The sequence below is a fragment of the Stenotrophomonas sp. YJH_SMC_10 genome (assembly GCF_059371555.1).
Genome location: NZ_JCAFUS010000012.1, coordinates 44,715 through 70,422, shown reverse-complemented (window position 1 = coordinate 70,422; position 25,708 = coordinate 44,715). Strand labels below are relative to the sequence as shown.

Sequence of the window (25,708 nt, the reverse complement as noted above, 5' to 3'; positions counted from 1 at the left end):
AGAAGCCCCATGAACGCACGTTCCGTCCGTCGCCCTGCAACTGAACGCATTGTCGAACGCGCCGACCCGCGCCTGCTGCGTGGCGTGCGGCAGCTGGCCCTGGCCGGGCTGGCGCTGGTGCTGGTCTGGCCGGCGGCACGTGGCAACAGCACGTGGCTCGGCTGGCTGCCGATGTGGCTGGTGGGCATGCCGCTGGTGGCCTGGTGGGCGCTGCTGCGCTTTCCACTGCCGCGCCTGTCAGGGCTGCCGCTGGTGCGGCGTACCGGTGGACAGGCGCGGCGCAGGCCTGTTCCGGCCTCGCGTGGCCGGCGCAGCCCGGCCGCCACGGCCTGACCTTCGACACGGGGGAGGCCACGACATTCCGTGCTAGCGTTCCACGGCTTATGACTGCCTGGAGCTGCAATGTCACGACTCGCTTCCGCCTGCCTGCTGGCCGGCATGATGACCGCTGCCTCGGTGGGGACCGCCGTGGCCGCTGAAGACACCGATCGCTACGCCTGGCTGGAGGACGTCACCGGCGACAAGCCGCTGTCCTGGGTCAAGGAACAGAATGCCAAGTCCGAGGCGCGCCTGGCGCAGACCCCGGCCTTCAAGCAGATGGAGACCCGCATCCGCGAGGTGCTCGACTCCGATGCCAAGATTCCCGGCGTGCAGAAGATCGGTGACTACTACTACAACTTCTGGAAGGACCAGCAGCACGAACGCGGCCTGTGGCGGCGCACCACCCTGGCCGAGTACCGCAAGGCTTCGCCGCAGTGGGAGACCGTGCTCGACCTGGATGCACTGAACAAGGCCGAGGGTGAGAACTGGGTCTGGCACGGCGCCGACTGCCTGCGCCCGGATTACAGCCGCTGCCTGATCGCGCTGTCGCGCGGCGGTGCCGACGCCGACGTGACCCGCGAGTTCGACCTGGCCAACAAGACCTGGATCAAGGACGGCTTCTTCCGTCCGGAGTCGAAGGGCGGCCTCAACTGGGTCGATCGCGACACCGTGTTCGTCTACACCGACTTCGGTGCCGGCTCGATGACCACCTCCGGCTACCCGCGCGTGGCCAAGCTGTGGAAGCGCGGCACGCCGATGGCCTCGGCCACCGTGGTGTATGAAGGCAAGCCGGAGGACATGTACATCGCGGCGATGCACGATGACACCCCGGGCTTCGAACGCAACCTGGTCAGCCGCACCCTGGCGTTCTACAACAACGAGATCTACCTGCGCGGCGACGACGGCACGCTGACCAAGATCGACGCGCCGAATTCGGCCGAGAAGGGCCTGCACAAGCAGTGGCTGACCCTGGAGCTGCGCGATCCGTGGACCGTGGGCGGCAAGACGTACGCGTCCGGTTCGCTGCTGGCGACGAAGCTGGATGACTTCCTGGCCGGCAAGCGCGAGTTCGACGTGCTGTTCACCCCGACCGCGACCACCTCGCTGGCCAGCGCCACCTGGACCAGGAACCACCTGGTGCTGAATGTGCTGGACGACGTCAAGAACCGCCTGTCGGTGCTGACCCCGGGCGCCAATGGCTGGCAGACCAGCCGCTTCGTGGGCGCGCCGGCCTTTGGCACGCTGGGCGTGGCGGCCGTGGACAGCAACGACAGCGATGCGGTGTGGCTGACTGCAACCGACTACCTGACCCCGACCACGCTGGCCCTGGCCGAGATCGGCCAGGCACCGGAAACGCTGAAGACCATGCCGGCCTTCTTCGATGCCAAGGGCAAGGTGATCGAGCAGCACTTCGCCACCAGCAAGGACGGCACCCGCGTGCCGTACTTCGTGGTGCACGACAGGGCGATGAAGCTCGATGGCTCCAATCCGACGCTGCTGTACGGCTACGGTGGCTTCGAGATCTCGCTGACCCCGAGCTATTCCGGTGGCATGGGCCGCGCCTGGCTGGAGAAGGGCGGTGTGTATGTGGTCGCCAACATCCGCGGCGGCGGCGAGTACGGCCCGCGCTGGCACCAGGCGGCGCTGAAGCAGAACCGTCACAAGGCCTATGAAGACATGGCTGCGGTGGCGCGGGACCTGGTCAAGCGCAAGATCACCAGCGCCAAGCACCTGGGCGTGCAGGGCGGCAGCAACGGTGGCCTGCTGACCGGCAACATGCTGACCCAGTACCCGGAGCTGTTCGGTGCGGTGGTGGTGCAGGTGCCGCTGCTGGACATGAAGCGCTACAGCCACCTGCTGGCCGGTGCCTCGTGGATGGCCGAGTACGGCAACCCGGATACCAGCGACTGGGAGTTCATCAAGACCTTCTCGCCGTACCACCTGTTCAACGCGAAGAAGAACTACCCGCCGGTGCTGTTCACCACCTCGACCCGCGACGACCGCGTGCACCCGGGCCACGCCCGCAAGATGGCCGCGAAGATGATCGACGCCGGCAAGGACGTGACCTACTACGAGAACATCGAAGGGGGCCACGGCGGCGCCGCCAACAACGCGCAGGCCGCGCATATGTCGGCGCTGGCCTACAGCTTCCTGTGGGAGCGGCTGGGCGGCAAGTAAGCAGAACGGAAAACGCCGCCCGAGGGCGGCGTTTTTCTTTGCCGGTAGTGCCGGCCGCTGGCCGGCAACTGCATCATTCACGCATTCCCGGGTTGCCGGCCAGCGACCGGCACTACCGTCAACGTGATCCCTGCCAGCGCTTCAACCCGCGCGCGATCCGCGCCACCGCCTCCTGCAACCGGGGTACTTCCTGCGTGTACGCCAGCCGCACGTGCTGGTTGGCGCGATGGAAGCCGAAATCCAGGCCCGGGGTGAACGCCACGTGCTCGGTTTCCAGGAAGTGGGCGCAGAACGCCTGCGCATCGTCGGTGAATGCGCTGACGTCGGCGTACAGGTAGAACGCGCCCTGCGGCTCGACCTCGATACGGAAGCCCAGCTCACGCAGCGCGGGCAGCAGGAAGTCGCGACGCTGGCGGAACGCTTCGCGACGCTGCTCGAAGATCGCCATCGATTCTTCGCTGAAACACGCCAGCGCGGCGTGCTGGGCAATGCTGGAGGCGCTGATGTACAGGTTCTGCGCCAGCTTCTCCAGGTCCGGTACCGCTGCCGGGGGTGCCACCAGCCAGCCCAGCCGCCAGCCGGTCATGCCGAAGTACTTGGAGAAACTGTTCAGCACGAACGCGCTGTCGTCCACCTGCAGCACGCTGGGCGCATCCAGGCCGTAGGTCAGGCCGTGGTAGATCTCGTCCACCACCAGGTGGCCGCCCCGCGCGTGCAGGGCCTGCGACAGTGCCGCCAGTTCGTCGGCGGCAAGCACGGTGCCGGTGGGGTTGGCCGGCGAGGCGACCAGCGCGCCGACGCTGTCGGCGTTCCAGTGCTGTTCGACCAGGGAGGGGGTGAGCTGGTAGGCCGTGTCCGGGCCAACCGGCACCAGTTGCGCGCCGCCTTCCACCAGGCGCAGGAAATGACGGTTGCACGGATAACCGGGGTCGGCCAGCAGCCAGTGGCGCCCGGGGTCGACCAGCAGGCTGCTGGCCAGCAGCAGCGCACCGGAGCCGCCCGGAGTGACCAGGATGCGTTCAGGGTCGATGTCCAGCCCGTAGTGGCTGCGATAGAAGCCGCTGATCGCCTGGCGCAGCGCCGGCAGGCCGCGTGCAGCGGTGTAGCGGGTATGGCCGGCGGCCAATGCGGCCTGGCCGGCACGCACGACCGGTTCGGCCGTGGTGAAGTCCGGCTCGCCGATTTCCAGGTGGATCACATCGTGGCCGGCCTGTTCCAGCGCCTGCGCGCGGGCCAGCAGGGACATCACGTGGAACGGGGCGATTTCATGGCTGCGCCGGCTGTAGCCCGGCGGGTGGGGCAGGGTGCTCATGTGCCCATGGTACGCCGCGCACCGGGGTCACGCGCTCCGGTAGTGCCGGCCGCTGGCCGGCAACCTCACGGCCTGCGGGTGGGTCGGTTGCCGGCCAGCGGCCGGCACTACCGGCAGGCATGGCCACCATGACGATCCGCAGGGTTGCCGCATTGCCGGGATTGGGGTCAGATCCCCTTTCGGGAAAACGGATGTGACCCCGCCGAAGACCATTGCATTGATGCGCCAGGAACCCTATTTCATGAAGTCCACCCTCTGCCTGTTGCTCGCCAGCCTGATGACCACGACTGCTACCGCCGCCACTCCGCCCGTTCCGCCGGATGCCGCCAGGCATCCGCATGTGGTCAAGGCGCCGTTCGGCGCGACCCGCAATGATGACTATTACTGGCTGCGCGACGACAAGCGCGAGAACAAGGACATGCTGGCTTACCTGCAGGCCGAGAATGCCTACGCGGACCAGGTGCTGGCGCCGCTCAAGCCGCTCGAAGACACCCTGTACAAGGAGATCGTCGGCCGCATCAAGCAGGATGATTCCAGCGTGCCGGCGCGTGAGCGCGGCTACTGGTATTACAGCCGCTTCGAGACCGGCCAGGACTATCCGATCCACGCGCGCCGCAAGGGCAGCATGGAGGCCGCCGAGGAGATCCTGCTGGACGTCAACGCCATGGCCGCCGGCAAGGGCTATTTCAGCGTCGGCTCGATGGAAGTGAGCCAGGACAACCAGCTGCTGGCCTGGGCCGATGATGATGTCGGCCGCCGCCAGTACACGATCCGCTTCAAGGACCTGCGCACCGGCCAGGTGCTGCCCGATGTGATCACCGGCAGCTCCGGCGACCTGGTCTGGGCCGACGACAACCGCACCGTGCTGTACGTCGAGAACGATCCGGAAACGCTGCTGACCGTGCGGGTGAAAAAGCACGTGCTGGGCACCCCGGTCAGCGCCGACACCGTGGTCTACGAAGAACAGGACGACAGCTTCTACATGGGCATCGGCCGCACCCGCGACGATCGCTTCATCACCATCGGCGTGCACAGCACGGTGTCGTCGGAAGAGCGCTACGCGCCGGCCAGCGATCCGACCACGTTCACCGTGCTGGCTCCGCGCCAGCGCGACGTCGAATACGACGCCGACCACTACGACGGCCGCTGGGTGATCCGCACCAACGACGGTGCGAAGAACTTCAAGCTGGTCACTGCGCCGACCGATGCCACCTCGCGCGCGCAATGGAAGGATTGGATCGCGCACGACGATGCGGTGTTCATCGAGGGCTTTGAACTGTTCGATGCGTACACCGCCATCGCCGAACGTTCCGAGGGCCTGGAGCGTATCCGCCTGCTGTTCAAGGATGGCCGCAGCGACTACGTGAAGGCTGATGAGCCGGCGTATTCGATGGGCCTGGGCGACAACACCGAGGCCGATACGCCGTGGCTGCGCTACGTCTACACCTCGATGACCACCCCGACCACGGTGTTCGAACTGAACACCGCCACCGGTGAGCGCCGCCAACTGAAGGTGCAGCCGGTGATCGGCTATGACGCCTCGAAGTACGAAACCGATCGCGTCTGGATCACCGCGCGTGATGGGGTGAAGGTGCCGGTGTCGCTGGTCTACCGCAAGGGCTACCAGAAGGATGGCAAGGGCGCGCTGTTCCAGTACGCCTACGGCAGCTACGGCATGTCGATGGACCCGTACTTCAACCAGACGGCGGTCAGCCTGCTCGATCGTGGCGTGGTGTATGCCATCGCCCACATCCGCGGTGGCCAGGAAATGGGCCGCGACTGGTACGAGAACGGCAAGCTGCTGCACAAGCAGAACACCTTCAACGACTTCATCGATGTCACCCGCGGCCTCGTCGCGCAGGGTTGGGCGGCGAAGGATCGCGTCGCCGCGTCCGGCGGCAGCGCCGGTGGCCTGCTGATGGGCGCGGTGGCCAACCAGGCGCCGCAGGATTACCGGGTGATGGTGGCGCAGGTGCCGTTCGTCGACGTGGTCACCACCATGCTCGACCCGACCATTCCGCTGACCACCAACGAGTACGACGAGTGGGGCAACCCGGAACAGAAACAGTATTACGACTACATGCTGTCCTACTCGCCCTACGACAACGTGAAGCGGCAGGCCTACCCGGCGCTGTTCGTGGGCACCGGCCTGTGGGATTCGCAGGTGCAGTACTGGGAGCCGGCCAAGTGGGTGGCCAGGCTGCGGGATGACAACACCGGCCACTACCCGATCCTGTTCCGCACCAACATGGAAGCCGGCCACGGCGGCAAGTCGGGGCGCTTCCAGCGCTACCGCCAGCTGTCCGAGTCGTACGCATTCGTGCTGCAGCAGCTGGGCATCGCCCAGCCCTGAGCGTGAAGGGGTGCCGGGCATTCCCGGCGCCCCGAACCGGTATCCTTGCGGCCATGAGCCTGCCCGAACCACCAGCCTCCGGCGATAGCGCTGTGCCGCCACGCGTGGTGCGTTTCCGCTGGGCGTGGTGGCTGCTGGCCTACGCCAGCCTGGGCACCGGCATCGTCGGCATCTTCGTGCCGGGCCTTCCCACCACCGTGTTCATCCTGATCTCGGCGTGGGCCGCCTCGCGCGGATCCGAGCGCCTGCACACCTGGCTGCTGCAGCATCCGCGCTTCGGCCCGGCCATCGCCAACTGGCAGGCGCACGGCGCGGTCAGCCGCTACGGCAAGTGGATGGCCACGATCACCATGGCGGTATGCGCCGGCATCATGCTGTGGTGCGTGCCGATCGCCTGGGTGAAGTGGTTCTCGATCGGCAGCATGACCGTGGTGGCGATCTGGCTGTGGACCCGGCCGCTGCCGCCCCCCGCGGATTGAGCACCGGCGGTAGTACCGGCCGCTGGCCGGCAACCCGATCCCCTGCACCAACCGCTCAGCCGCCAATGGCTATACTCGGGGCATGAAGATCCCCCATCGAAACGCCATCCTGATTCCGCTGGCAGCGGCCTCGCTGCTGCTCCTCGCCGCCTGCGGCAACAAGGGCCCGCTGGTACTGCCGCAGAAGCCGGTGCCGGTGGAAGAGACCGTCGAACCGGCAGCCGAGCCCGCCACCGAGGCGACCCCGGCGCAGACCCAGGGCACCGCTACCCCGGCCACCACCGTGGACCCGGCTGCACCGACCACCCAGCCGGCACCCGCGCCGGAGAAGACGGCGGGCAGCGGGAATGAGTAAGGCCGGTTCCAGGGCCCTGCGCTTCAGCAAGATGCATGGCGCGGGCAATGATTTCGTAGTGATTGATCTGCGTGACGGCACCGCGCCGCCCACGCCTGAACTGGCCGCGCGCCTGGCCGACCGCCACACCGGCGTCGGCTGCGACCAGATCCTGACCATCGAGGCGCCGCGTGCGGACGGTTCGGTGGCCTCGTACCGCATCTGGAATGCCGACGGCTCCAACTCCGAACAGTGCGGCAACGGCGCGCGCTGCATCGCGGCCTGGCTGGTGCGCGAAGGCAGTGCGCAAGGCGATACATTCGTCATCGACAGCCCGTTGGCCAGCCATGAAGCGAAGGTGCTGGGCGATGGCCAGTTCGCCGTGACCATGGGGGTGCCCGCGTTCGAGCCGGCCAACGTGCCGCTGGTGGGCTTTGCCCACCCGCGCGAGGAATACCTGCTGCCGCTGCAGGGCGAGAGCGTACGCTTCGCCGCAGTGTCGATGGGCAACCCGCATGCCGTGATCGAAGTGGGCCTGATCGATGCCGCACCGGTCGAGCGCGTGGGTGCGCTGCTGCAGCAGCACGCGTCGTTCCCGAGGTCGGTGAACGTGGGCTTTGCCCAGGTCATGGGCCCGGCGCACGCCCGCCTGCGCGTGTTCGAGCGCGGCGTCGGCGAAACCCTGGCCTGCGGCAGTGGCGCCTGCGCCGCCGCGGTGACCCTGATGCAGCGCGGCCGCCTGCAGCGGGATGCCCGCATCAGCCTGCCCGGCGGCGACCTGCGCATCCAGTGGCCGGGCGAGGGCCAGCCGGTGGTGATGGCCGGCCCGACCGCATTCGTCTTCGAAGGGGAGTGGGTGGCATGACCGAAACCGTCGACAAGCTCGGGGCCCATGAAGTCGCTGCCTGGTTGCGGCGTCATCCCGGCTTCCTCAAGCAGTTCCCGGACCTGGCGCTGACCCTGGTGGTGCCGCGTGATGACGGCCCGACCGCGTCGCTGGCCAGCTACCAGCTGGAAGTCCTGCGCGAGAAGAACCGCGAGCTGGCGCGACGGTTGGCCGACCTGGGCGCGACCGCCCAGGTCAATGAACGGCTGGCGGTGCGTACGCACCAGCTGACCCTGGCACTGATGAAGCAGGACAACGCGGCTGACACCCTGCGCGCGATGGCCGCATCGCTTCAGGAAGACTTCGCCGGCGACCTGGTGCGGCTGGTGGTGCATGCGCCGGTGGCCGGGCTGGAGCAGGCCGACTGGCTGCAGGTGATCGCTGCCGATGATCCGCAGCTGGGGCCGTTCCGCGACTGCCTGAAGGACGGCGAGCCGATCTGCGGCCGCCTGCAGCCGGAAAAGAACGCCGTGCTGTACGGCGCGCGCAGCGAGGAAGTGCAGACCACCGCGCTGCTGCCACTGCCAGGGGTGGGCCTGATCGCGGTCGGCAGCCACGACCCGAACCGCTTCTACCCGGGCATGGGCACGTTGTTCCTGCGCATGATGGGCGACGCCCTGGCCACTGGCCTGAAGCGCTTCGCGGGCTGAGCAGGGCACGACGGCGATGAGCGCGGTACAGGCCTTCCTGCAGCACCTGCAGGTGGAGCGGCGGATGTCGGCGCATACGCTGGATGCCTACCGCCGCGACCTGGACGCGCTGTCGGCCTGGGCCGAGCCGCGCGGCGTGGCCGTGGAAGCACTGGATGCCGATGCGTTGCGCCAGTTCGTGGCCGATGAGCATCGCCGCGGGCTGTCGGCCAAGAGCCTGCAGCGCCGCCTGTCGGCCTGCCGAAGCTTCTACGCCTGGCTGCTCAAGCACGGACGCGTCGAGGCCAGCCCGGCGGCGACGTTGAAGGCCCCGCGCGCGCCGCGCCGCTTGCCGCAGGTTCTCGATGCCGATGAGGCCGTGCAGCTGGTCGAGCTGGAGCCGGACGGCGACCTCGGCCGCCGTGACCGCGCGCTGCTGGAGCTGTTCTATTCCTCGGGCCTGCGCCTGAGCGAAGTCTGCGCGCTGACCTGGCGCGATCTGGATTTCGACAGCGGCCTGGTCAACGTGCTGGGCAAGGGCAACCGCCAGCGCAGGGTGCCGTTCGGCCGGCCGGCGCGCGAAGCGCTGCAGGCCTGGCGCGCGGAAAGTGGTGGCGGCCCGGCTTCGCCGGTATTTCCCGGCCGCAACGGGCCGATCAGCCCGCGTGCGGTACAGATCCGCATCCGCCAGCTGGCGCAGCGCCAGGGCCTGTTCAAGCAGGTGCACCCGCACATGCTGCGGCACAGTTTCGCCAGCCATATCCTGGAATCGTCCGGCGACCTGCGCGGCGTGCAGGAGCTGCTGGGCCACGCCGACATCGCCACCACGCAGATCTATACCCACCTCGATTTCCAGCACCTGGCCAAGGTCTACGACGCCGCGCACCCGCGCGCGAAGCGCCGACGCAGCAACGACGGCAGCGGAGAAAGCTGAACGTTGCCCTTGCGGCAGCCGGTCGCGGGTGGCTTGAAGGGCGCAGCGCAGTCCCCACCTCTGGTTCTGTCACCCCGGAGGCATCATGGACCCCAGTCAGAACCCCAACGTTTTCCACGCCACCACCATCGTCTGCGTCCGTCGCGGCGAGCACGTGGCCATTGCCGGCGACGGCCAGGTCACGCTGGGCCACACCGTGATGAAGGGCAATGCACGCAAGGTGCGCCGCCTTGGCCGCGACGGCCAGGTGCTGGCCGGATTCGCCGGCGCCGCGGCCGATGCCTTCACCCTGTTCGAGCTGTTCGAGGCCAAGCTGGAGAAGCACGGCCAGTTGCAGCGCGCAGCGGTCGAACTGGCCAAGGATTGGCGCACCGAGCGTCGCCTGGGGAAGCTGGAAGCCCTGTTGGCGGTGGCCGACAAGGAAACCTCGCTGATCATCAGCGGCACCGGTGATGTGATCGAGCCGGAGGACGGCATCATCGCCATCGGCTCCGGTGGCTCGTACGCGCTGTCTGCGGCGCGCGCGCTGATGGCGCACACCGCACTGGATGCGCGCACCATTGCCAGCGAAGCGATCGGCATCGCCGGCGACATCTGCATCTACACCAACCGCAACGTGGTGGTCGAAGAGCTGTGAGGGTAGCGCCGGCCGCTGGCCGGCAACCTCATGCTCCCCCGCACGCGTGCCTGGTTGCCGGCCAGCGGCCGGCACTACCGACAAAGAATCCGTGAGCACATCCATGTCGAAGATCGAAGTTTCCTCCGCCACCATGACCCCGCGCGAGATCGTGCAGGAACTGGACCGACACATCGTCGGCCAGCACGACGCCAAGCGCGCGGTGGCCATCGCCCTGCGCAACCGCTGGCGCCGCATGCAGCTGGTGCCCGAGCTGCGCAATGAAGTGATGCCGAAGAACATCCTGATGATCGGCCCGACCGGCGTCGGCAAGACCGAGATCGCGCGCCGCCTGGCCACCCTGGCCAACGCGCCGTTCGTGAAGGTCGAAGCGACCCGCTTCACCGAAGTCGGCTATGTCGGCAAGGACGTCGAGCAGATCATCCGCGACCTGGCCGATACCGCGGTCAAGCTGTATCGCGAACAGGCCAAGGTGCGCGTGCGCACCCAGGCCGAAGAGCGCGCCGAAGACCGCATCCTCGATGCACTGCTGCCGCGCCGCAGCGGTGGCATCGGTTTCGATCCGGAAGTGGCGCGCAACGAGCCGTCGGCGCAGGACAACGAGACCCGCATCAAGTTCCGCAAGATGCTGCGCAACGGCGAGCTGGACGAGCGCGAGATCGAGCTGGACCTGGCCGCGAACGTGAGCATGGACATCATGACCCCGCCGGGCATGGAGGAAATGGGCCAGCAGCTGAAGTCGATGTTCGCCAACCTCGGCGGCGGCGCCAAGGCGCACAAGCGCACGCTGACCATCAAGGCCGCGCGCCCGTTGCTGGTCGAGGAAGAGGCCGGCAAGCTGGTCAACGAGGACGACATCCGTACCGCCGCGATCGAAGCCTGCGAGCAGCATGGCATCGTCTTCATCGACGAGATCGACAAGGTCGCCAAGCGCGGTGACAACGTGGGCGGTGGTGATGTATCGCGCGAAGGCGTGCAGCGTGACCTGCTGCCGCTGGTGGAAGGCTCCAACGTGTCCACCAAGTACGGCACGATCAAGACCGACCACATCCTGTTCATCGCGTCGGGCGCGTTCCACCTGGCCAAGCCCAGCGACCTGATTCCGGAACTGCAGGGTCGTTTCCCGATCCGCGTTGAACTGGGTGCACTGAGCAAGCATGACTTCGTGCGCATCCTGACCGAACCGAAGGCCGCGCTGACCAAGCAGTACGAAGCACTGCTGGCCACCGAAGGGGTCAAGGTCAGCTTCACCGCCGATGCCATCGACCGCCTGGCCGAGATCGCCTTCCAGGTGAACGAGCGCCAGGAGAACATCGGTGCCCGCCGCCTGCACACCGTGCTGGAGCGCCTGCTGGATTCACTCAGCTACGAGGCACCGGACCGTGACGGTGAAAGCCTGGCGATCGACAGCGCCTACGTGGACAAGCACCTGGGCGAGCTGGTGCAGGATCCGGACCTGAGCCGCTACATCCTGTAACGCCCGATGGGGTCGGATCCTTCGCCGCGGCGAGGGCTCTGGCCCCGCCCGCTGCAACAGAAAAGGCCGCCGCAAGGCGGCCTTTTTCTTGTGCGGTCAGCGCGATGGCCGGGTGCGGTAGTCCCGCAGCACCTGGTCGATCACCGCACTGGTGCGCGCAGCGGTGGCGCCGGTCGATGGCGAACGGCCGCTGCCACGCAGCTCGCCCACGAGGCGCGCGATCAACGGCTGCTGGACCGACGGCGGGTTCGGGATGTCGAAGGCCTGCACGCCCGCTTCGGTTTCCAGCACCACCGGTACATCCTCGAAGGTCGCAAAGCGCAGCTGGCCACGGTCGCCGGTGATCTCGATCTCATCCTGGCGACGGAACGCGCAGAAGCTCCATTGCGCGATGCCATGCACGCCTGGCCCGATGCGGAAGCACATCGAGACGCTGTCCTCGGCGGCGTAAGCGCCGGTCGACGAACTGGCCAGGCCGCGTACATCGCTCAGCGGCCCCAGCAGATGGTCGAGCAGGTCCAGCGTGTGCGAGCCCAGGTCGACGAACAGCCCGCCGCCAGCGATGGCGGGGTTGGTCCGCCAGAAATCCGGCGATGCGGCAGCCGCCGAATGCGGCCGGTGCAGGGTCGCGCGCACGCTGCGCGGCGTACCGATCGCGCCGCTGTCCAGCAGCTGCTTCACCTGCGCGAAACGGGGCAGGGCACGGCGGTAATAAGCCACGAACACCGGCACGCCGCAGCGCGCGCTGGCGTCCAGAACGCGTTCGCATTCGCCATGGTCCATTGCCATCGGCTTTTCGATGTAGACCGGCTTGCCTGCGGCGATCGCCTGCAATGCGTACTGCATGTGCGTGGAGGGTGGGGTGGCGACGTACACCGCGTTCACTTCAGGATCCGCGATCAGTGCATCGGCATCCGCGTACCAGCGCGCAATCGCGTGGCGGCGCGCATAGTCTTCGGCCAATGCGGCATTGCGGCGCATGACCGCCGCCACCCGCGAGCCGGGCGTACTGGCCAGCGCCGGACCGCTCTTCTTCTCGGTGACGCTGCCGCAGCCGATGAAGCCCCACACCACGTTGTCCAGGATCATCGATCTACCCTTGCAGGGGTGCCGCAGTGATGGGAGCAGCCTCGTTCACGCCTCGGGCAGCGGCTCGGGGACGGTGCCGGGAACGAACACGCCGTCCTTCACGTAGGCAGCCAGAGTCATGTCCAGCGCGAGCATGCCATCGCGCTTGAGGTCCATCAGGTCCGGTTCGACCATCGCGCCGTGCAGCACGCCCAGCACGGTCGCGTGCAGCATGCGTGCGGCGATCTTGGGGTCGGCACCCTCGCGCAGCTGGCCCAGGTCGCGGGCGCGGCGCAGGGCGCGCTCCATCCGGTCCAGCGCATCACGGAAGCCGGCCTGCTGCATTTCGGTCAGTACCCGGGTGTCGGCCGAGGCATCACTGCGCAGCATGATCTCCATGGTCTTGCGCAGGCGCTCGTCCTCGGACAGCTCGATGAACGAGTGGATCATCACCGCGCGCAGGTCGTGCACCGGGGTATCGCGCTGGTCGGTCGAGGTGCGCTCCAGTTCCTGCATGAAGGGCAGGTGCACGCGTTCGACGATCGCGGCCAGCACCTCGCTCTTGTTCTTGAAGTGCCAGTAGACCGCGCCGCGGGTGTAACCGGCGCGGGCACCGATCATCTCCAGCGTGGTCCGGGCCACGCCGTGTTCATGGAAGCAGGCTTCGGCGGCGTCAAGGATGCCTTCCCGGGTTGCCTGGGTGTCCTCTTTGGTCTTGCGGGCCATGGATGGGTACGAGTGCGGGTGAAACGTGGCTGAATTGTACCTGTTTACAAACAAACAAGCATGTATGTATATTTCGCTCCCATCATTCCCGCCGTGTACCTGGCAGGCCGCCCGTGGCTGCCGCCGCACGCCGGAGCGCGTTGCCTGCCGGCCCGATCGGTCGATATCAGCGCTTTTTGAGATTCCTTCCCCTGAGAGCCTTTCCGTCATGTTGCTGAGCCGAATCCGACCCATTGCGTTGTCGCTGGCGATCGCTGCGACCGTGGCTGCCTGTGGCGGCCAACCCCAGGCCCCCGAGCAGGGCCCGGGCGAGGTCAGCGTGGTCACCCTGAAGTCCGAGACCGTGGGCCTGACCCGCGAACTGCCGGGCCGTACCAATGCCTTCCTGGTTGCCGAAGTGCGCCCGCAGGTCAATGGCATCGTCGCCAAGCGCCTGTTCACCGAGGGCGGCATGGTCAAGGCCGGCGAGCCGCTGTACCAGCTCGACGACGCCAGCTACCGCGCCCAGGCCAACAACGCCCGCGCCCAGCTGGCCCGTGCCGAAGCCACCGCCAATGCCGCCCGCCTGAGCGCCAGGCGCATCACCGAGCTGGCCAAGGTCGATGCGGTCAGCCAGCAGGACCTGGAAAACGCCGTGGCCGCGCAGAAGCAGGCCGAAGCGGACGTCGGTGCCGCCAAGGCCTCGCTGGATGCGGCCAACGTCACCCTGGGCTACGCCCGCATCACTGCGCCGATCAGCGGCCGCATCGGCAAGTCCAGCGTCACCCAGGGTGCGCTGGTCAGCGCCGGTCAGGCCAATGCGCTGGCCACGGTGCAGCAGCTGGACCCGATCTATGTCGACCTGACCCAGTCTTCGGCCGAGCTGCTGCAGCTGCGCCGCGAACTGGCTGCCGGCCGCCTGCAGGACAACCAGACCCTCCCGGTCAGCATCCTGATGGAAGACGGCAGCACCTTCGAGCACAAGGGCACGCTGGAGTTCTCCGAAGTCAGCGTCGATCCGACCACCGGCAGCTTCGGCCTGCGCGTGAAGGTGGACAACCCGGACGGCCTGCTGATGCCGGGCATGTACGTGCGTGCGGTGATCGGCGGCGGCGTGCGCAGCGATGCGGTGCTGGTGCCGATGCAGGGCATCGCCCGCGACCCGAAGGGCGACACCACCGCGATGGTGGTCGGCAAGGACAACAAGGTCGAAGTGCGCCCGGTCAAGGTCAGCCGCACGGTCGGCGACAAGTGGCTGGTCGAGGACGGCCTGAAGGCCGGCGACAGGGTCATCGTCGAAGGCCTGCAGAAGATCGGCCCCGGCATGCCGGTCAAGGCCACCGAGAAGGGCGCAGCTCCGGCCACGCCGGCAGCGACCGCCCAGCCTGCCGCCCCGGCCGGCGACGCGAAGTAAGCGGAGAACCCCATGGCACGCTTTTTCATCGATCGACCCATCTTTGCGTGGGTGATCGCCATCATCATCATGCTCGCCGGCGGCCTGGCCCTGTTCAAGCTGCCGGTCTCGATGTACCCCAACGTCGCACCGCCGGCGGTGGAAATCAGCGCCACCTACCCGGGTGCGTCGGCCAAGGTGGTCGAGGACTCGGTGACGCAGATCATCGAGCAGAACATGAAGGGCCTTGATGGCCTGATCTACTTCTCCTCCAACAGCTCGTCCAACGGCCAGGCCACCATCACCCTGACCTTCGAGAGCGGCACCAACCCGGACATCGCCCAGGTGCAGGTGCAGAACAAGCTGCAGCTGGCCATGCCGCTGCTGCCGCAGGAAGTGCAGCGGCAGGGCATCAACGTGGCCAAGTCCAGCTCGGGCTTCCTGAACGTCATCGCGTTCGTGTCCGAGAATGGCAGCATGGACGCCAACGACATCGCCGACTACGTCGGTTCCAATGTCGTCGACCGCCTGAGCCGCGTGCCGGGCGTGGGCAACATCCAGGTGTTCGGTGGCAAGTACGCCATGCGCATCTGGCTGGACCCGAACAAGCTGCATACCTATGGCCTGTCGGTGCCGGAAGTGACCGCTGCGATCAAGGCGCAGAATGCCCAGGTGGCGATCGGCCAGCTCGGCGGTGCGCCGTCGGTGAAGGGCCAGCAGCTCAACGCCACCATCAACGCGCAGTCGCGCCTGCAGACCCCGGAGCAGTTCCGCAACATCATCGTGCGCGGCGCGCAGGACGGTGCCGAGCTGCGCCTGGGCGACGTTGCCCGTGTCGAACTGGGTGCCGAATCCTATGACTTCGTCACCCGTTACAACGGACAGCCGGCCAGCGGCCTGGCGGTCACCCTGGCCACCGGCGCCAACGCGCTGGACACCGCCGCAGGCGTGAACGCTGCGCTGGAGGACATGAAGAGCTTCTTCCCGGCCGGGTTGAAGGCCGAGGTCCCGTACGACACCACCCCGTTCGTGCGCGTGTCGATCAAGGGCGTGGTGCAGACCCTGATCGAAGCGATCGTGCTGGTGTTCGTGGTGATGTACCTGTTCCTGCAGAACTTCCGCGCCACCCTGATCCCGACCATCGCGGTGCCGGTGGTGCTGCTGGGTACGTTCGGCGTGCTGGCGATGCTGGGCTTCTCGGTGAACATGCTGACCATGTTCGCGATGGTGCTGGCGATCGGCCTGCTGGTGGACGATGCCATCGTGGTGGTGGAGAACGTCGAGCGCATCATGTCCGAGGAAGGACTGTCGCCGCTTGAAGCGACCCGCAAGTCGATGGGCCAGATCACCGGTGCGCTGGTCGGCATCGGCCTGGTGCTGTCGGCGGTGTTCGTGCCGATGGCCTTCATGAGCGGCTCCACCGGCGTGATCTACCGCCAGTTCTCGGCCACGATCGTCTCGGCGATGGCGCTGTCGGTGCTGGTCGCGATCGTGCTGACCCCGGCGCTGTGCGCGACCCTGCTCAAGCCGCTGAAGAAGGGCGAGCACCACGTCGCCCACCGTGGCCTGGCCGGTCGCTTCTTCAATGGCTTCAACCGCGGCTTCGACCGCACCAGCGAACGCTACCAGCGCGGCGTGCGCGGCATCATCCACCGTCCGTGGCGCTTCATGGGCATCGTGGCGGCGCTGTTCGTGCTGATGGGCGTGCTGTTCGTGCGCCTGCCCAGCTCGTTCCTGCCCAACGAAGACCAGGGCGTGCTGATGGCGCTGGTGCAGGCGCCGGTCGGCGCCACCCAGGAGCGCACGCTGGAATCGATCGCGGCACTGGAAAACCACTTCCTGCAGAACGAGAAGGACGCGGTGGACTCGGTGTTCTCGGTGCAGGGCTTCAGCTTCGCCGGCATGGGCCAGAATGCGGGCATGGCGTTCGTCAAGCTGAAGGACTGGAGCGAGCGTGACGCCAACAATGGCGTGATGCCGATCACCGGCCGCGCGATGGCGGCACTGGGCCAGATCAAGGATGCCTTCATCTTCGCCTTCCCGCCGCCGGCCATTCCGGAACTGGGTACCGCCTCGGGCTACACCTTCTTCCTGAAGGACAACAGTGGCCAGGGCCACGAGGCACTGGTGGCCGCGCGCAACCAGCTGCTTGGCCTTGCCGCCGGCAGCAAGAAGCTGGCCAACGTGCGCCCGAACGGCCAGGAAGACACGCCGCAGTTCCGCATCGACATCGACGCAGCCAAGGCAACCTCGCTGGGGCTGTCGATCGACCAGATCAACGGCACGCTGGCGGCCGCATGGGGCAGTTCGTACATCGATGACTTCGTCGATCGCGGCCGCGTCAAGCGCGTGTTCGTGCAGGCCGACCAGGCGTTCCGCATGGTGCCGGAGGACTTCGATCTCTGGTCCGTGAAGAACGACAAGGGCGAGATGGTGCCGTTCAGCGCCTTTGCCACCAAGCACTGGGACTACGGCTCGCCGCGCCTGGAGCGCTACAACGGCGTATCGGCAATGGAAATCCAGGGTGAACCGGCCCCGGGTGTTGCCTCCGGTGATGCCATGGCCGAAATCGAGCAGCTGGCCAAGCAGTTGCCGGCAGGCTTCGGCATCGAGTGGACGGCGATGTCCTACCAGGAGCGCCAGGCCGGCTCGCAGACGCCGCTGCTGTACACGCTGTCGCTGATGATCGTGTTCCTGTGCCTGGCCGCGATGTACGAAAGCTGGAGCGTGCCGACCGCGGTACTGCTGGCCGCCCCGCTGGGCATCCTCGGTGCCGTGCTGGCCAACACCTTCAAGGGCCTGGAGCGCGACATCTACTTCCAGGTGGCGATGCTGACCACGGTGGGCCTGACCAGCAAGAACGCGATCCTGATCGTCGAGTTCGCCAAGGAAAACCTGGAGAAGGGCGCCAGCCTGGTCGACGCGATCATGCACGCCGTGCGCGACCGCCTGCGCCCGATCGTGATGACTTCGCTGGCCTTCGGCATGGGCGTGGTACCGCTGGCGATTTCCAGCGGTGCCGGCTCCGGCGCCAAGCAGGCGATCGGCACCGGCGTGCTGGGCGGCATGATCGTCGGCACCGTGCTCGGCGTGTTCTTCGTGCCGCTGTTCTTCGTGGTGGTGCAGCGCGTGTTCAAGCGCAAGTCCGCGACGTAAGCGAATCGGTAGTGCCGGCCGCTGGCCGGCACCTACTGCTTGCTTGATGTGAATCCAACGAGGTTGCCGGCCAGCGGCCGGCACTACCTCCTGCCATCCGGCAGTACCGATGGAAGCCATTCCCATGAAAAGTGCATCCCTGTTCCTCTCCATTGCCGCCGCGCTCGCGCTCGCCGGCTGCTCCACCCTGGCGCCGAAGGACACCGCCGTCGCGCCGGCCATCCCGGCGCAGTGGCCGGCCGAGGCCGCGCAGGGCCAGGTCGCCGATGTCGCCGCCGTCGGCTGGCGCGACTTCTTCACTGATCGGCGCCTGCAGCAGGTGATCGAGCAGTCGCTGCAGAACAACCGCGACCTGCGCGTGGCCGTGCTCAACGTTGAACGCGCGCGGGGGCAGTACCGCGTGCAGCGCGCCGACCGCGTGCCCGGCGTGGCCGTGACCGGGCAGATGCAGCGCCAGGGCACCGACGCCGGCGTCACCGAGCAGTTCACCGCCGGTGTTGGCGTGGCCGAGTTCGAGCTGGACCTGTTCGGCCGCGTCCGCAACCTCAGCGAAGCGGCGCTGCAGCAGTACTTCGCCGTGGCCGCCAACCGCCGCAACGCGCAGCTGAGCCTGGTCGCCGAGACCGCCACCGCGTGGCTGACCTATGGTGCCGATGCGCAGCAGCTGAAGATTGCCGAGGCCACGCTGAAGACCTACGCGGATTCGCTGCGCCTGGCCGAGGCACGCCACGAACGCGGTGGCAGCTCCGCCCTGGAGCTGACCCAGACCCGCACCCTGGTCGAGACCGCACGCACCGATGCCGCGCGCCTGCGCGGGCAGCTGGCCCAGGACCGCAATGCGCTGGCGCTGCTGGCCGGTGGCCAGCTGGATCCGGCATTGCTGCCGGACAGCATCGGCCCGCAGCTGCTCGCGCTGGCGCCGCCGCCGGCGGGCCTGCCCAGCGACGTGCTGCTGCAGCGCCCGGACATCATGGCCGCCGAGCACCAGCTGCTGGCCGCCAACGCCAACATCGGCGCGGCACGTGCGGCGTTCTTCCCGAGCATTTCGCTGACCGGCAGCATCGGCAGTGGCTCGACCGAACTGTCCAACCTGTTCGACAGCGGCACCCGCGTGTGGAGCTTCCTGCCGAAGATCACCCTGCCGATCTTCCAGGGCGGCAAGCTGCGCGCCAACCTCGCCATCGCCAATGCCGACCGCGATATCGCGCTGGCGCAGTACGAGAAGGCGATCCAGGTGGGCTTCCGCGAAACCGCCGACGCGCTGGCGCTGAACGTCAGCCTGGACGAGCAGGTCAGCGCGCAGCAGCGCCTGGTGGAGGCGGCCGAGCAGGCCAATCGGCTGTCGCAGGCGCGCTATGACGCCGGGTTGGACAGCTTCGTGACCCTGCTCGACGCACGGCGCACCGCCTACAACGCGCAGAAGACCCAGCTGCAGGCCCAGCTGGCGCAGCAGTCCAACCGCATCACCCTGTACAAGGTGCTGGGCGGTGGCTGGCACGAGCGCGGCTGAAGGACAGCCGGCCAGCGGCCGGCTCTACCTTGATGATCGAGGGTAGTGCCGGCCGCTGGCCGGCAGTGTCACTACAGGGCTAGACCGCTTCGTCGTCACGCCGCGCGGCGTGGCAGGCGCGGACGCGCGCCAGCGCGTCGCCAGCTTCGCGTGCCATCTGCTCGTACTCGCGCCGGATTTCTTCCAGCCGCTCCTCGTCCAGTTCTTCCAGGTCCAGGAGCTCGTTGTTGGCCTCGCTGGTCGCGCGGATCAGCTCGTCCAGCTTGATCTGCATCGCGGCAGTGTCCGCGTTCTGCGTGTGCTGGATCAGGAACACCATCAGGAACGTGATGATGGTGGTGCCGGTATTGATCACCAGCTGCCAGGTGTCGTTGAAGCCGAACACCGGACCGCTGATGCCCCAGACCACCACGATGGTCACGGCGGCCAGGAAGGTCCAGGGCGAGCCGGTGGCTGCCGCGGCCTTCTTGGCGATGGTGTTGAACAGGTTGCGTGCTTTCATCGTCGTCCGTCCCACTCAGGTGACGAGGATGATCGGTAGTGGCTCGTGCAGGGACCGTGCAGCCGCTTCGCCGCAGCTCAGGCGCGCAGGCGCGGCGCGTCCTGCAGGCGTACCGGGCTGCTCTGGTAGACGTGCTGCCAGCAACGGTCGACGAATTCGCGGGCCTGGGCTTCGCTCAGGCGGGGCATGATCTGCAGGGCGTACTGGGTCTGGAACATCTCGTCGCGCTGCGCATTGCTGGCGCGCGGCTGGGTGATCAGCGAATCACAGGCGAACTTGATCCACGGCACGTAGGAGCCGAACGAGTTGTGCGGCAGCGCGCCGTCGGCATGCTGGCGGCGCCAGTGATCAAGCTCGGCGTCAACGTTGATGACCGGGGGAATGGCGGGAACTTCAGCGTGCATGTCGATCCAATCGGTTGAGGTGGATGGGAGTGGGGGGTGATCGCAGTGTGGCGTATGCGCCGGTGCATGCCGTGTCAGCGGGATGTGGAGCCGGCGTTGCGATTGCCTATGAGCTGCGCATGCTCGACGGCGCCGAGGTCTTCGGCCATGTCGGCCATGGCGTTGCACAGGCGCTCATGCTCCAGCGGATGGCTGCGCGCCAGTTCCAGCTGCAGCCCCTGGTAGGCGGTCCAGAACAATGCACCGCGCCGATGCAGCGCGAACTGGTGCTGCAGGCGGTCGCGGATCGGGGCAAGAATCGGGTCTGGCGTAGGGCGTACGGCGTGCGCGCACATGGCTGGCTCCGCCGGGGAAAGGAGCCCCGGTGAACCCCACCGTAGGCGTGTTGGCGGGGGCGAGTGTTACCGCAACGTGTGCAGGCCCGCTCCCTGACTGTGCACAAGGTCACAGTGATGGCCGCAAACGCTGCCGGCACTAGAACGTGCCGGCACTGAAGCGTTCATTAAACGGGTGGAACGGCAGGCGCTGCGCTGCTCATTCACCGATGTCTTCGTTCCAGATGTCCGGGTGGCGGCTGATGAAATCACCCAGGAGGTCCACGCATTCCTGGTTGTCCAGGTCAATCACGTTGACGCCGTTCTCCCGCAGCCAGTCGATGCCGCCCTGGAACGTGCGCGATTCGCCCACCACCACGGTGCCGATGTTGAACTGGCGCACCAGCCCGGAGCAGTACCAGCACGGGGCCAGGGTGGTGACCATGATGGTGTCCTGGTAGCGACGCTGGCGGCCGGCCTTGCGGAAGGCGTCGGTCTCGCCGTGCACCGACGGGTCACCTTCCTGCACGCGACGGTTGTGGCCGCAGCCGAGCAGGCGCCCGTCGTTGTGGTACAGCGCCGCGCCGATCGGCACCCCGCCTTCGGCCAGGCCCTGGCGGGCTTCGGCGATGGCGGTCTGCAGCAGGGCCTGGTAGTCGGGCGTGGTGATCATGTGGGGCTCCGGTAAGTCGTGGCCCGCCATGATACGGGCAGGGGGTGCCGCTGGCCCCCGGCGGTGCGATAATCGGGGGCATGAGCGAATCCCCCTACAAAGCCGGTACCACCCATTTCGGGTTCCGCGACGTCGCCGCCAAGGACAAGCAGAAGCTGGTCGGCCAGGTGTTCACCTCGGTCGCGCGCAACTACGACCTGATGAACGACCTGATGAGCCTGGGCGTGCACCGGGCGTGGAAGCGCTACTACGTGGCGACCGCGCAGGTGAAGCCGGGCGACCGCGTGCTGGACCTGGCCGGCGGCACCGGCGACATCGCCGCCCTGCTGAAGGAGCGCGTCGGCGCCGAGGGTTCGGTGGTGCTGGGCGACATCAACGCCGGCATGCTGTCGGTCGGCCGTGACCGCCTGACCAACCGCGGCCTGGTGCTGGGCCTGGACTACGTGCAGTGCAATGCCGAAGCCCTGCCGTTCCCGGACAACAGCTTCGATCTGGTCACCATTGCCTTCGGCCTGCGCAACGTGACCGACAAGGACGCCGGCCTGCGCGAGATGTACCGCGTGCTGAAGGTGGGCGGCCAGGCCCGCGTGCTGGAATTCTCCGAAGTGACGGCGGACTGGTTCAAGCCGATCTACGACTTCCACTCGTTCAAGATCCTGCCCAGGCTGGGCAAGCTGTTCGCCAACGATTCGGACAGCTACCAGTACCTGGCCGAGAGCATCCGCAAGCACCCGCCGCAGGACGAACTGAAGGCGATGATGGGGCAGGCCGGCTTCGAGCGCTGCCACTACAAGAACCTGACCGGCGGCATCGTCTCGATCCACTCCGGCTACAAGCTGTAAGCCCGGTGTCCGGGTAGTGCCGGCCGCTGGCCGGCATCCCCGTGCCCGGTCATCGTCCGTGCGGATGCCGGCCAGCGGCCGGCACTACCGGTGCTGTGGGCCGCCATTACCCCGCACCGCGCAACGCCTGCGCGGCCGGAGGGAGGTACCATTGGGGTTTGATCCCCGTAACGGTCCCGATTCATGCGTAATCCGCTGATGCTCCTTCCGTTGGCCGTGGCCCTGGCCGCCGGCTGCTCCCAGGAGGCGGCCGCGCCCGCCGCCGCCCCGACTGCCGCCAAGGCCCCCGCCGCCCCCGTGAACGCCGAGAACCGCAGCCACGACGAAAGCTCGTACGCCGAGCCGGACAAGGTCGTCATCAAGGACATCGCGCTGGATCTGAAGCTGGACTTCGACCAGATGCAGATCGGCGGTACCGCCACCTATACGCTGGAATGGAAGCAGAAGGACGCCAGCCAGCTGGTGCTCGACACCCGCGAGCTGACCGTGTCCAAGGTCGAGGCCGTCGCCGCCGATGGCGCGCGCAGCCCGCTGAAGTTCGAACTGGCCCCGGCCGACAAGGTGTTCGGCAGCAAGCTGACCATCGAGGCCGCGGAGCAGCCGGCCAAGGTGGAAGTGACCTACCACACTGCACCGACCGCCTCGGGCCTGCAGTGGCTGGCGCCGTCGATGACCGAGGGCAAGAAGCTGCCCTTCATGTTCAGCCAGTCGCAGGCCATCCATGCCCGCTCCTGGGTGCCGCTGCAGGACACCCCGAGCGTGCGCTTCACCTACAGCGCGCACGTGGTCTCGCGCCCGGACGTGATGGTGCTGATGAGCGCCGACAACGATCCGAAGGCCGCGCGTGACGGTGACTACACCTTCAAGATGCCGCAGCCGATTCCGTCCTACCTGCTGGCCATCGCCGCCGGTGACCTGGTGTTCGAGCCGATCTCCGGCCGCTCCGGCGTCTGGGCCGAGCCGACCATGGTCAACAAGGCCGCCAAGGAATTCGAAGACACCGAGAAGATGATCGGTGCCGCCGAGAAGCTGTACGGTGAATACCGCTGGGGCCGCTACGACATGCTGGTGCTGCCGCCGTCGTTCCCGTTCGGCGGCATGGAAAACCCGCGCCTGACCTTCGCCACCCCGACCGTGATCGTCGGCGACAAGTCGCTGGTCTCGCTGGTCGCCCACGAACTGGCGCACAGCTGGTCGGGCAACCTGGTGACCAACGCCAGCTGGAAGGACATCTGGCTCAATGAAGGCTTCACCACCTACGTCCAGGGCCGCATCACCGAAGCCCTGTACGGCAAGGAGATGGCCGAGATGGAGAAGCAGATCGACCAGACCGACCTGCTGGCCGAAGTGAAGGACATGAGCCCGGCCGACCAGGCGCTGGCGCTGCCGCCGCTGAACGAGCGCGACCCCGACGAAGCGCTCAGCCAGGTCGCCTACGTCAAGGGTGCATGGTTCCTGGAGTTCCTGGAGCAGCGCTTCGGCCGTGAGACCTTCGATCCGTTCCTGCGGGGCTGGTTCGATGACCACGCCTTCCAGAGCGCGAACACCGACCAGTTCGTCGCGTACATGAAGAAGAACCTGCTGCCGAAGAATCCGTCGGCCGTGACCGAGGCCGAACTGAAGGCGTGGCTGGACGAGCCGGGCATCCCGGCGTTTGCGGCCAAGGCGCAGTCGCGCAACTTCAGCAGCGTCGATACCGCGCGCATTGCCTTCGCCAGCGCCGGCACCGTGCCCAGCAGCCAGGTCATCGCCGACTGGAGCACGCAGGAATGGGTGCGCTTCATCGACGGCCTGGGCGCGACCCAGCCGCTGGACAAGCTGGCCACGCTGGACAAGTCGTTCCACTTCACTGGCACCCCGAATGGCGAAATCGCCATGCGCTGGTACCCGCTGGCGATCCGCAGCGGCTACGAGCAGGCCAATGAAGGCGCCGCTGCGTTCATCGAACGCGTCGGCCGTCGCAAGCTGATCCTGCCGATCTACGCCGAACTGGTGAAGACCCCGAAGGGGCTGGAGCTGGCCAAGCAGGCCTTCGAAAAGGCCAAGCCGGGCTACCACCCGATCACCACGGCCTCGGTACAGGACATGCTGGCCAAGGCCGAAGCCAAGTAAGCGGTAGTGCCGGCCGCTGGCCGGCAACCGGTCATTGCTTCACCACCAACGGCGGGGAAACCCGCCGTTGGTGTATCCGCTTTTCGCTGCCGATAGAATCGGGATGCACTCGCATAGGACCTCCGCCATGAAACGACTGATCCTGCTCACCGCCTGCATGCTGGCCCTGGCCGGCTGCAGCAACCCCGAGGAAGAGCGCAAGGCGCAGGAAGCCGCCGCGGCCGCCGTGCAGGCGCAGAAGGAAGCCAAGGCCGAGGACGTGGCCAAGCAGTACGACATGGCCGTGGCCGCGCAGGACTGGGAACGCGCGCGCCTGCATGGCGCCTCGCTGCTGGACCAGTACAAGGACACCGCCGCCGCCGAACGCATTGCCGCCGGCTTCGACGAGGTCAAGGCCAAGGGCGATGCCGCCCGCGACCTGCGCCGCATGCAGGCGCTGTGGCAGTACAACCAGATCCCGGTGGGCAGCAAGGGCAACCAGGTGTCGGCGCAGATCTACAGCAAGGAACGGGTGGACGTGGATGGCAGCGGCGCCAAGCCGGTGCAGCTGGTGTTCCGCGATCACCCGGAGTGGAAGCGGCACGCTTACCTGGTGCTGCAGGCCGGTGATTTCCGCTGCCCGCAGTGCACGGTGAAGGTGACCGTGGACGATGGCAAGCCGGTATCGATGGCCGCGTGGCGCCCGAAGACCGATGAAGCCATCGCCCTGTTCATCACCGACCAGAAGGCGCTGTGGAAGCTGGCGCGCAAGGGCAAGTCGATCAGCATCGAGTTCCCGGTCAAGGCCGGCGGCACCCGCACGGCGGTGTTCGAAACCGGTGGCGTCGACGCCAGCCGCATGCCGCAGTGGTGGCAGTGACGGGGGCGGCGGGCAGCGCAGTGCACGCGTTGTCCGCGATCCGGCACTGGGTATTCGACATGGACGGCACGCTGACGGTGGCCGTGCATGATTTCGCCGCGATCCGCCGTGCGCTGCAGATCGCGGCCGAGGAAGACATCCTCGACCATATCGCGGCGCTGCCGGATGCGCCGGCGCAGGCCAAGCGCGCGTGGTTGCTGGATCACGAGCGCGCGCTGGCCGAGGACGCGCTGCCCGCGCCGGGTGCGGTGACGCTGCTGCGCGCGCTGGCGGCCGCCGGGTGCCGGCTGGGCATCCTGACCCGCAACGACCATGCGCTGGCGAAGCTGACGCTGGAGGCGATCGGGGTCGGGGAACTGTTCGATGATGCCGACATCGTCGGCCGTGATGAAGCGGTGCCCAAGCCCTCGCCGGATGGCCTGCAGCAGCACCTGCGGCGCTGGGGCATTGCAGCGGCGGAGGCGGTGATGGTTGGCGACCACGCCTACGACCTGGAGTGCGGCCGTGCCGCAGGCACGCACACCGTGCTGGTCAATCTGCCGGAGAACCCATGGCCGGGCCGGGCCGACTGGCATTTCGCCGATTGCCGCGCGCTGTTGGCGGCCTGGCAGCAGAAGGGGTAGTGCCGGC

General features: G+C 67.5%; 24 protein-coding genes. 17 read left to right on the top strand and 7 right to left on the bottom strand.

Going from position 1 to position 25,708, the window contains the following annotated elements; translation table 11 throughout:
* Positions 1 to 9 precede the first annotated feature (9 nt).
* On the top strand, positions 10 to 333 hold the full coding sequence (locus AC5P9C_RS15505; RefSeq protein ID WP_057495120.1) for a hypothetical protein: 324 nt from the start codon (positions 10 to 12) through the stop codon (positions 331 to 333).
* A 69-nt stretch (positions 334 to 402) separates the two neighbouring features.
* A complete protein-coding gene (locus tag AC5P9C_RS15500) occupies positions 403 to 2,499 on the top strand; it encodes a prolyl oligopeptidase family serine peptidase (protein WP_049464633.1) in 2,097 nt (698 codons plus the stop codon).
* Positions 2,500 to 2,617: 118 nt separating this feature from the next.
* Here the strand turns inward: AC5P9C_RS15500 and AC5P9C_RS15495 are convergent, their stop codons facing one another.
* Positions 2,618 to 3,811 (bottom strand): pyridoxal phosphate-dependent aminotransferase, encoded by a 1,194-nt coding sequence (locus AC5P9C_RS15495; RefSeq protein WP_057495121.1) that lies wholly within the window; start codon positions 3,809 to 3,811, stop codon positions 2,618 to 2,620.
* A gap of 241 nt (positions 3,812 to 4,052) precedes the next feature.
* On the opposite strand from AC5P9C_RS15495, the gene AC5P9C_RS15490 reads away from it, so the two are divergent.
* The 8 genes from AC5P9C_RS15490 to hslU all read left to right on the top strand — a co-directional run bounded on the left by AC5P9C_RS15490 (position 4,053) and on the right by hslU (position 11,540).
* On the top strand, positions 4,053 to 6,164 hold the full coding sequence (locus AC5P9C_RS15490) for a S9 family peptidase (protein WP_495205209.1): 2,112 nt from the start codon (positions 4,053 to 4,055) through the stop codon (positions 6,162 to 6,164).
* A 53-nt stretch (positions 6,165 to 6,217) separates the two neighbouring features.
* Positions 6,218 to 6,643, top strand: a complete 426-nt coding sequence (locus tag AC5P9C_RS15485) for a YbaN family protein (protein ID WP_074726170.1) — start codon at positions 6,218 to 6,220, stop codon at positions 6,641 to 6,643.
* An 82-nt stretch (positions 6,644 to 6,725) separates the two neighbouring features.
* A complete protein-coding gene (lptM, locus tag AC5P9C_RS15480; RefSeq protein ID WP_074726171.1) occupies positions 6,726 to 6,998 on the top strand; it encodes an LPS translocon maturation chaperone LptM in 273 nt (90 codons plus the stop codon).
* Entirely contained in the window at positions 6,991 to 7,842 is an 852-nt protein-coding gene (dapF, locus tag AC5P9C_RS15475) for a diaminopimelate epimerase (RefSeq protein ID WP_074726172.1), read from the top strand. Before lptM ends, dapF begins: the two co-directional genes overlap by 8 nt.
* Positions 7,839 to 8,513, top strand: coding sequence for a DUF484 family protein (locus AC5P9C_RS15470; protein WP_057495124.1), 675 nt, complete (start codon positions 7,839 to 7,841; stop codon positions 8,511 to 8,513). The genes dapF and AC5P9C_RS15470 overlap by 4 nt, the downstream gene beginning before the upstream one ends.
* Positions 8,514 to 8,529: 16 nt before the next feature.
* Positions 8,530 to 9,426 (top strand): tyrosine recombinase XerC, encoded by an 897-nt coding sequence (xerC, locus tag AC5P9C_RS15465; RefSeq protein WP_074726173.1) that lies wholly within the window; start codon positions 8,530 to 8,532, stop codon positions 9,424 to 9,426.
* A gap of 85 nt (positions 9,427 to 9,511) precedes the next feature.
* On the top strand, positions 9,512 to 10,063 hold the full coding sequence (gene hslV, locus AC5P9C_RS15460; RefSeq protein ID WP_049464619.1) for an ATP-dependent protease subunit HslV: 552 nt from the start codon (positions 9,512 to 9,514) through the stop codon (positions 10,061 to 10,063).
* A gap of 103 nt (positions 10,064 to 10,166) precedes the next feature.
* On the top strand, positions 10,167 to 11,540 hold the full coding sequence (hslU, locus tag AC5P9C_RS15455) for an ATP-dependent protease ATPase subunit HslU (protein WP_049464617.1): 1,374 nt from the start codon (positions 10,167 to 10,169) through the stop codon (positions 11,538 to 11,540).
* A gap of 96 nt (positions 11,541 to 11,636) precedes the next feature.
* Here hslU and AC5P9C_RS15450 read toward each other — a convergent pair whose 3' ends face one another.
* Together AC5P9C_RS15450 and smeT are read right to left on the bottom strand one after the other, a co-directional pair.
* Positions 11,637 to 12,629: a Gfo/Idh/MocA family protein gene (locus tag AC5P9C_RS15450; RefSeq protein ID WP_074726174.1), complete on the bottom strand. Its 993-nt coding sequence runs from the start codon at positions 12,627 to 12,629 to the stop codon at positions 11,637 to 11,639.
* Positions 12,630 to 12,674: 45 nt separating this feature from the next.
* Positions 12,675 to 13,334, bottom strand: coding sequence for an efflux transporter SmeDEF transcriptional repressor SmeT (gene smeT, locus AC5P9C_RS15445; RefSeq protein WP_005411090.1), 660 nt, complete (start codon positions 13,332 to 13,334; stop codon positions 12,675 to 12,677).
* Positions 13,335 to 13,542: 208 nt separating this feature from the next.
* Between smeT and smeD the strand changes: the two genes are divergently transcribed.
* The 3 genes from smeD (at position 13,543) to smeF (ending at position 19,372) form a co-directional block, all read left to right on the top strand.
* The gene (smeD, locus tag AC5P9C_RS15440) at positions 13,543 to 14,727 is read left to right on the top strand and encodes a multidrug efflux RND transporter periplasmic adaptor subunit SmeD (RefSeq protein ID WP_074726175.1); all 1,185 of its coding nucleotides are present in this window, start codon (positions 13,543 to 13,545) and stop codon (positions 14,725 to 14,727) included.
* A 12-nt stretch (positions 14,728 to 14,739) separates the two neighbouring features.
* Positions 14,740 to 17,862, top strand: a complete 3,123-nt coding sequence (gene smeE / locus AC5P9C_RS15435) for a multidrug efflux RND transporter permease subunit SmeE (RefSeq protein WP_049464609.1) — start codon at positions 14,740 to 14,742, stop codon at positions 17,860 to 17,862.
* A 109-nt stretch (positions 17,863 to 17,971) separates the two neighbouring features.
* Positions 17,972 to 19,372, top strand: coding sequence for a multidrug efflux RND transporter outer membrane subunit SmeF (smeF, locus tag AC5P9C_RS15430; protein ID WP_143025173.1), 1,401 nt, complete (start codon positions 17,972 to 17,974; stop codon positions 19,370 to 19,372).
* Positions 19,373 to 19,451: 79 nt separating this feature from the next.
* Here smeF and AC5P9C_RS15425 read toward each other — a convergent pair whose 3' ends face one another.
* The 4 genes from AC5P9C_RS15425 to AC5P9C_RS15410 form a co-directional block, all read right to left on the bottom strand.
* Positions 19,452 to 19,874 carry a low affinity iron permease family protein gene (locus tag AC5P9C_RS15425; protein ID WP_049464604.1) on the bottom strand — a complete coding sequence of 141 codons (423 nt, stop codon included), beginning with the start codon at positions 19,872 to 19,874 and terminating at the stop codon, positions 19,452 to 19,454.
* Between the two features lie 77 nt (positions 19,875 to 19,951).
* Positions 19,952 to 20,278, bottom strand: coding sequence for a hypothetical protein (locus tag AC5P9C_RS15420; protein ID WP_049464602.1), 327 nt, complete (start codon positions 20,276 to 20,278; stop codon positions 19,952 to 19,954).
* A gap of 74 nt (positions 20,279 to 20,352) precedes the next feature.
* The gene (locus AC5P9C_RS15415; RefSeq protein WP_049464600.1) at positions 20,353 to 20,613 is read right to left on the bottom strand and encodes a hypothetical protein; all 261 of its coding nucleotides are present in this window, start codon (positions 20,611 to 20,613) and stop codon (positions 20,353 to 20,355) included.
* A gap of 199 nt (positions 20,614 to 20,812) precedes the next feature.
* Positions 20,813 to 21,265: a nucleoside deaminase gene (locus AC5P9C_RS15410; RefSeq protein ID WP_005419409.1), complete on the bottom strand. Its 453-nt coding sequence runs from the start codon at positions 21,263 to 21,265 to the stop codon at positions 20,813 to 20,815.
* 80 nt (positions 21,266 to 21,345) lie between these two features.
* Between AC5P9C_RS15410 and ubiE the strand changes: the two genes are divergently transcribed.
* The 4 genes from ubiE (at position 21,346) to AC5P9C_RS15390 (ending at position 25,701) form a co-directional block, all read left to right on the top strand.
* Positions 21,346 to 22,107 carry a bifunctional demethylmenaquinone methyltransferase/2-methoxy-6-polyprenyl-1,4-benzoquinol methylase UbiE gene (ubiE, locus tag AC5P9C_RS15405; protein ID WP_005419407.1) on the top strand — a complete coding sequence of 254 codons (762 nt, stop codon included), beginning with the start codon at positions 21,346 to 21,348 and terminating at the stop codon, positions 22,105 to 22,107.
* A gap of 183 nt (positions 22,108 to 22,290) precedes the next feature.
* A complete protein-coding gene (locus AC5P9C_RS15400; protein ID WP_414615073.1) occupies positions 22,291 to 24,219 on the top strand; it encodes a M1 family metallopeptidase in 1,929 nt (642 codons plus the stop codon).
* 127 nt (positions 24,220 to 24,346) lie between these two features.
* On the top strand, positions 24,347 to 25,078 hold the full coding sequence (locus tag AC5P9C_RS15395; protein WP_103282029.1) for a hypothetical protein: 732 nt from the start codon (positions 24,347 to 24,349) through the stop codon (positions 25,076 to 25,078).
* Entirely contained in the window at positions 25,066 to 25,701 is a 636-nt protein-coding gene (locus AC5P9C_RS15390) for an HAD family hydrolase (protein WP_270953665.1), read from the top strand. Before AC5P9C_RS15395 ends, AC5P9C_RS15390 begins: the two co-directional genes overlap by 13 nt.
* Positions 25,702 to 25,708 lie beyond the last annotated feature (7 nt).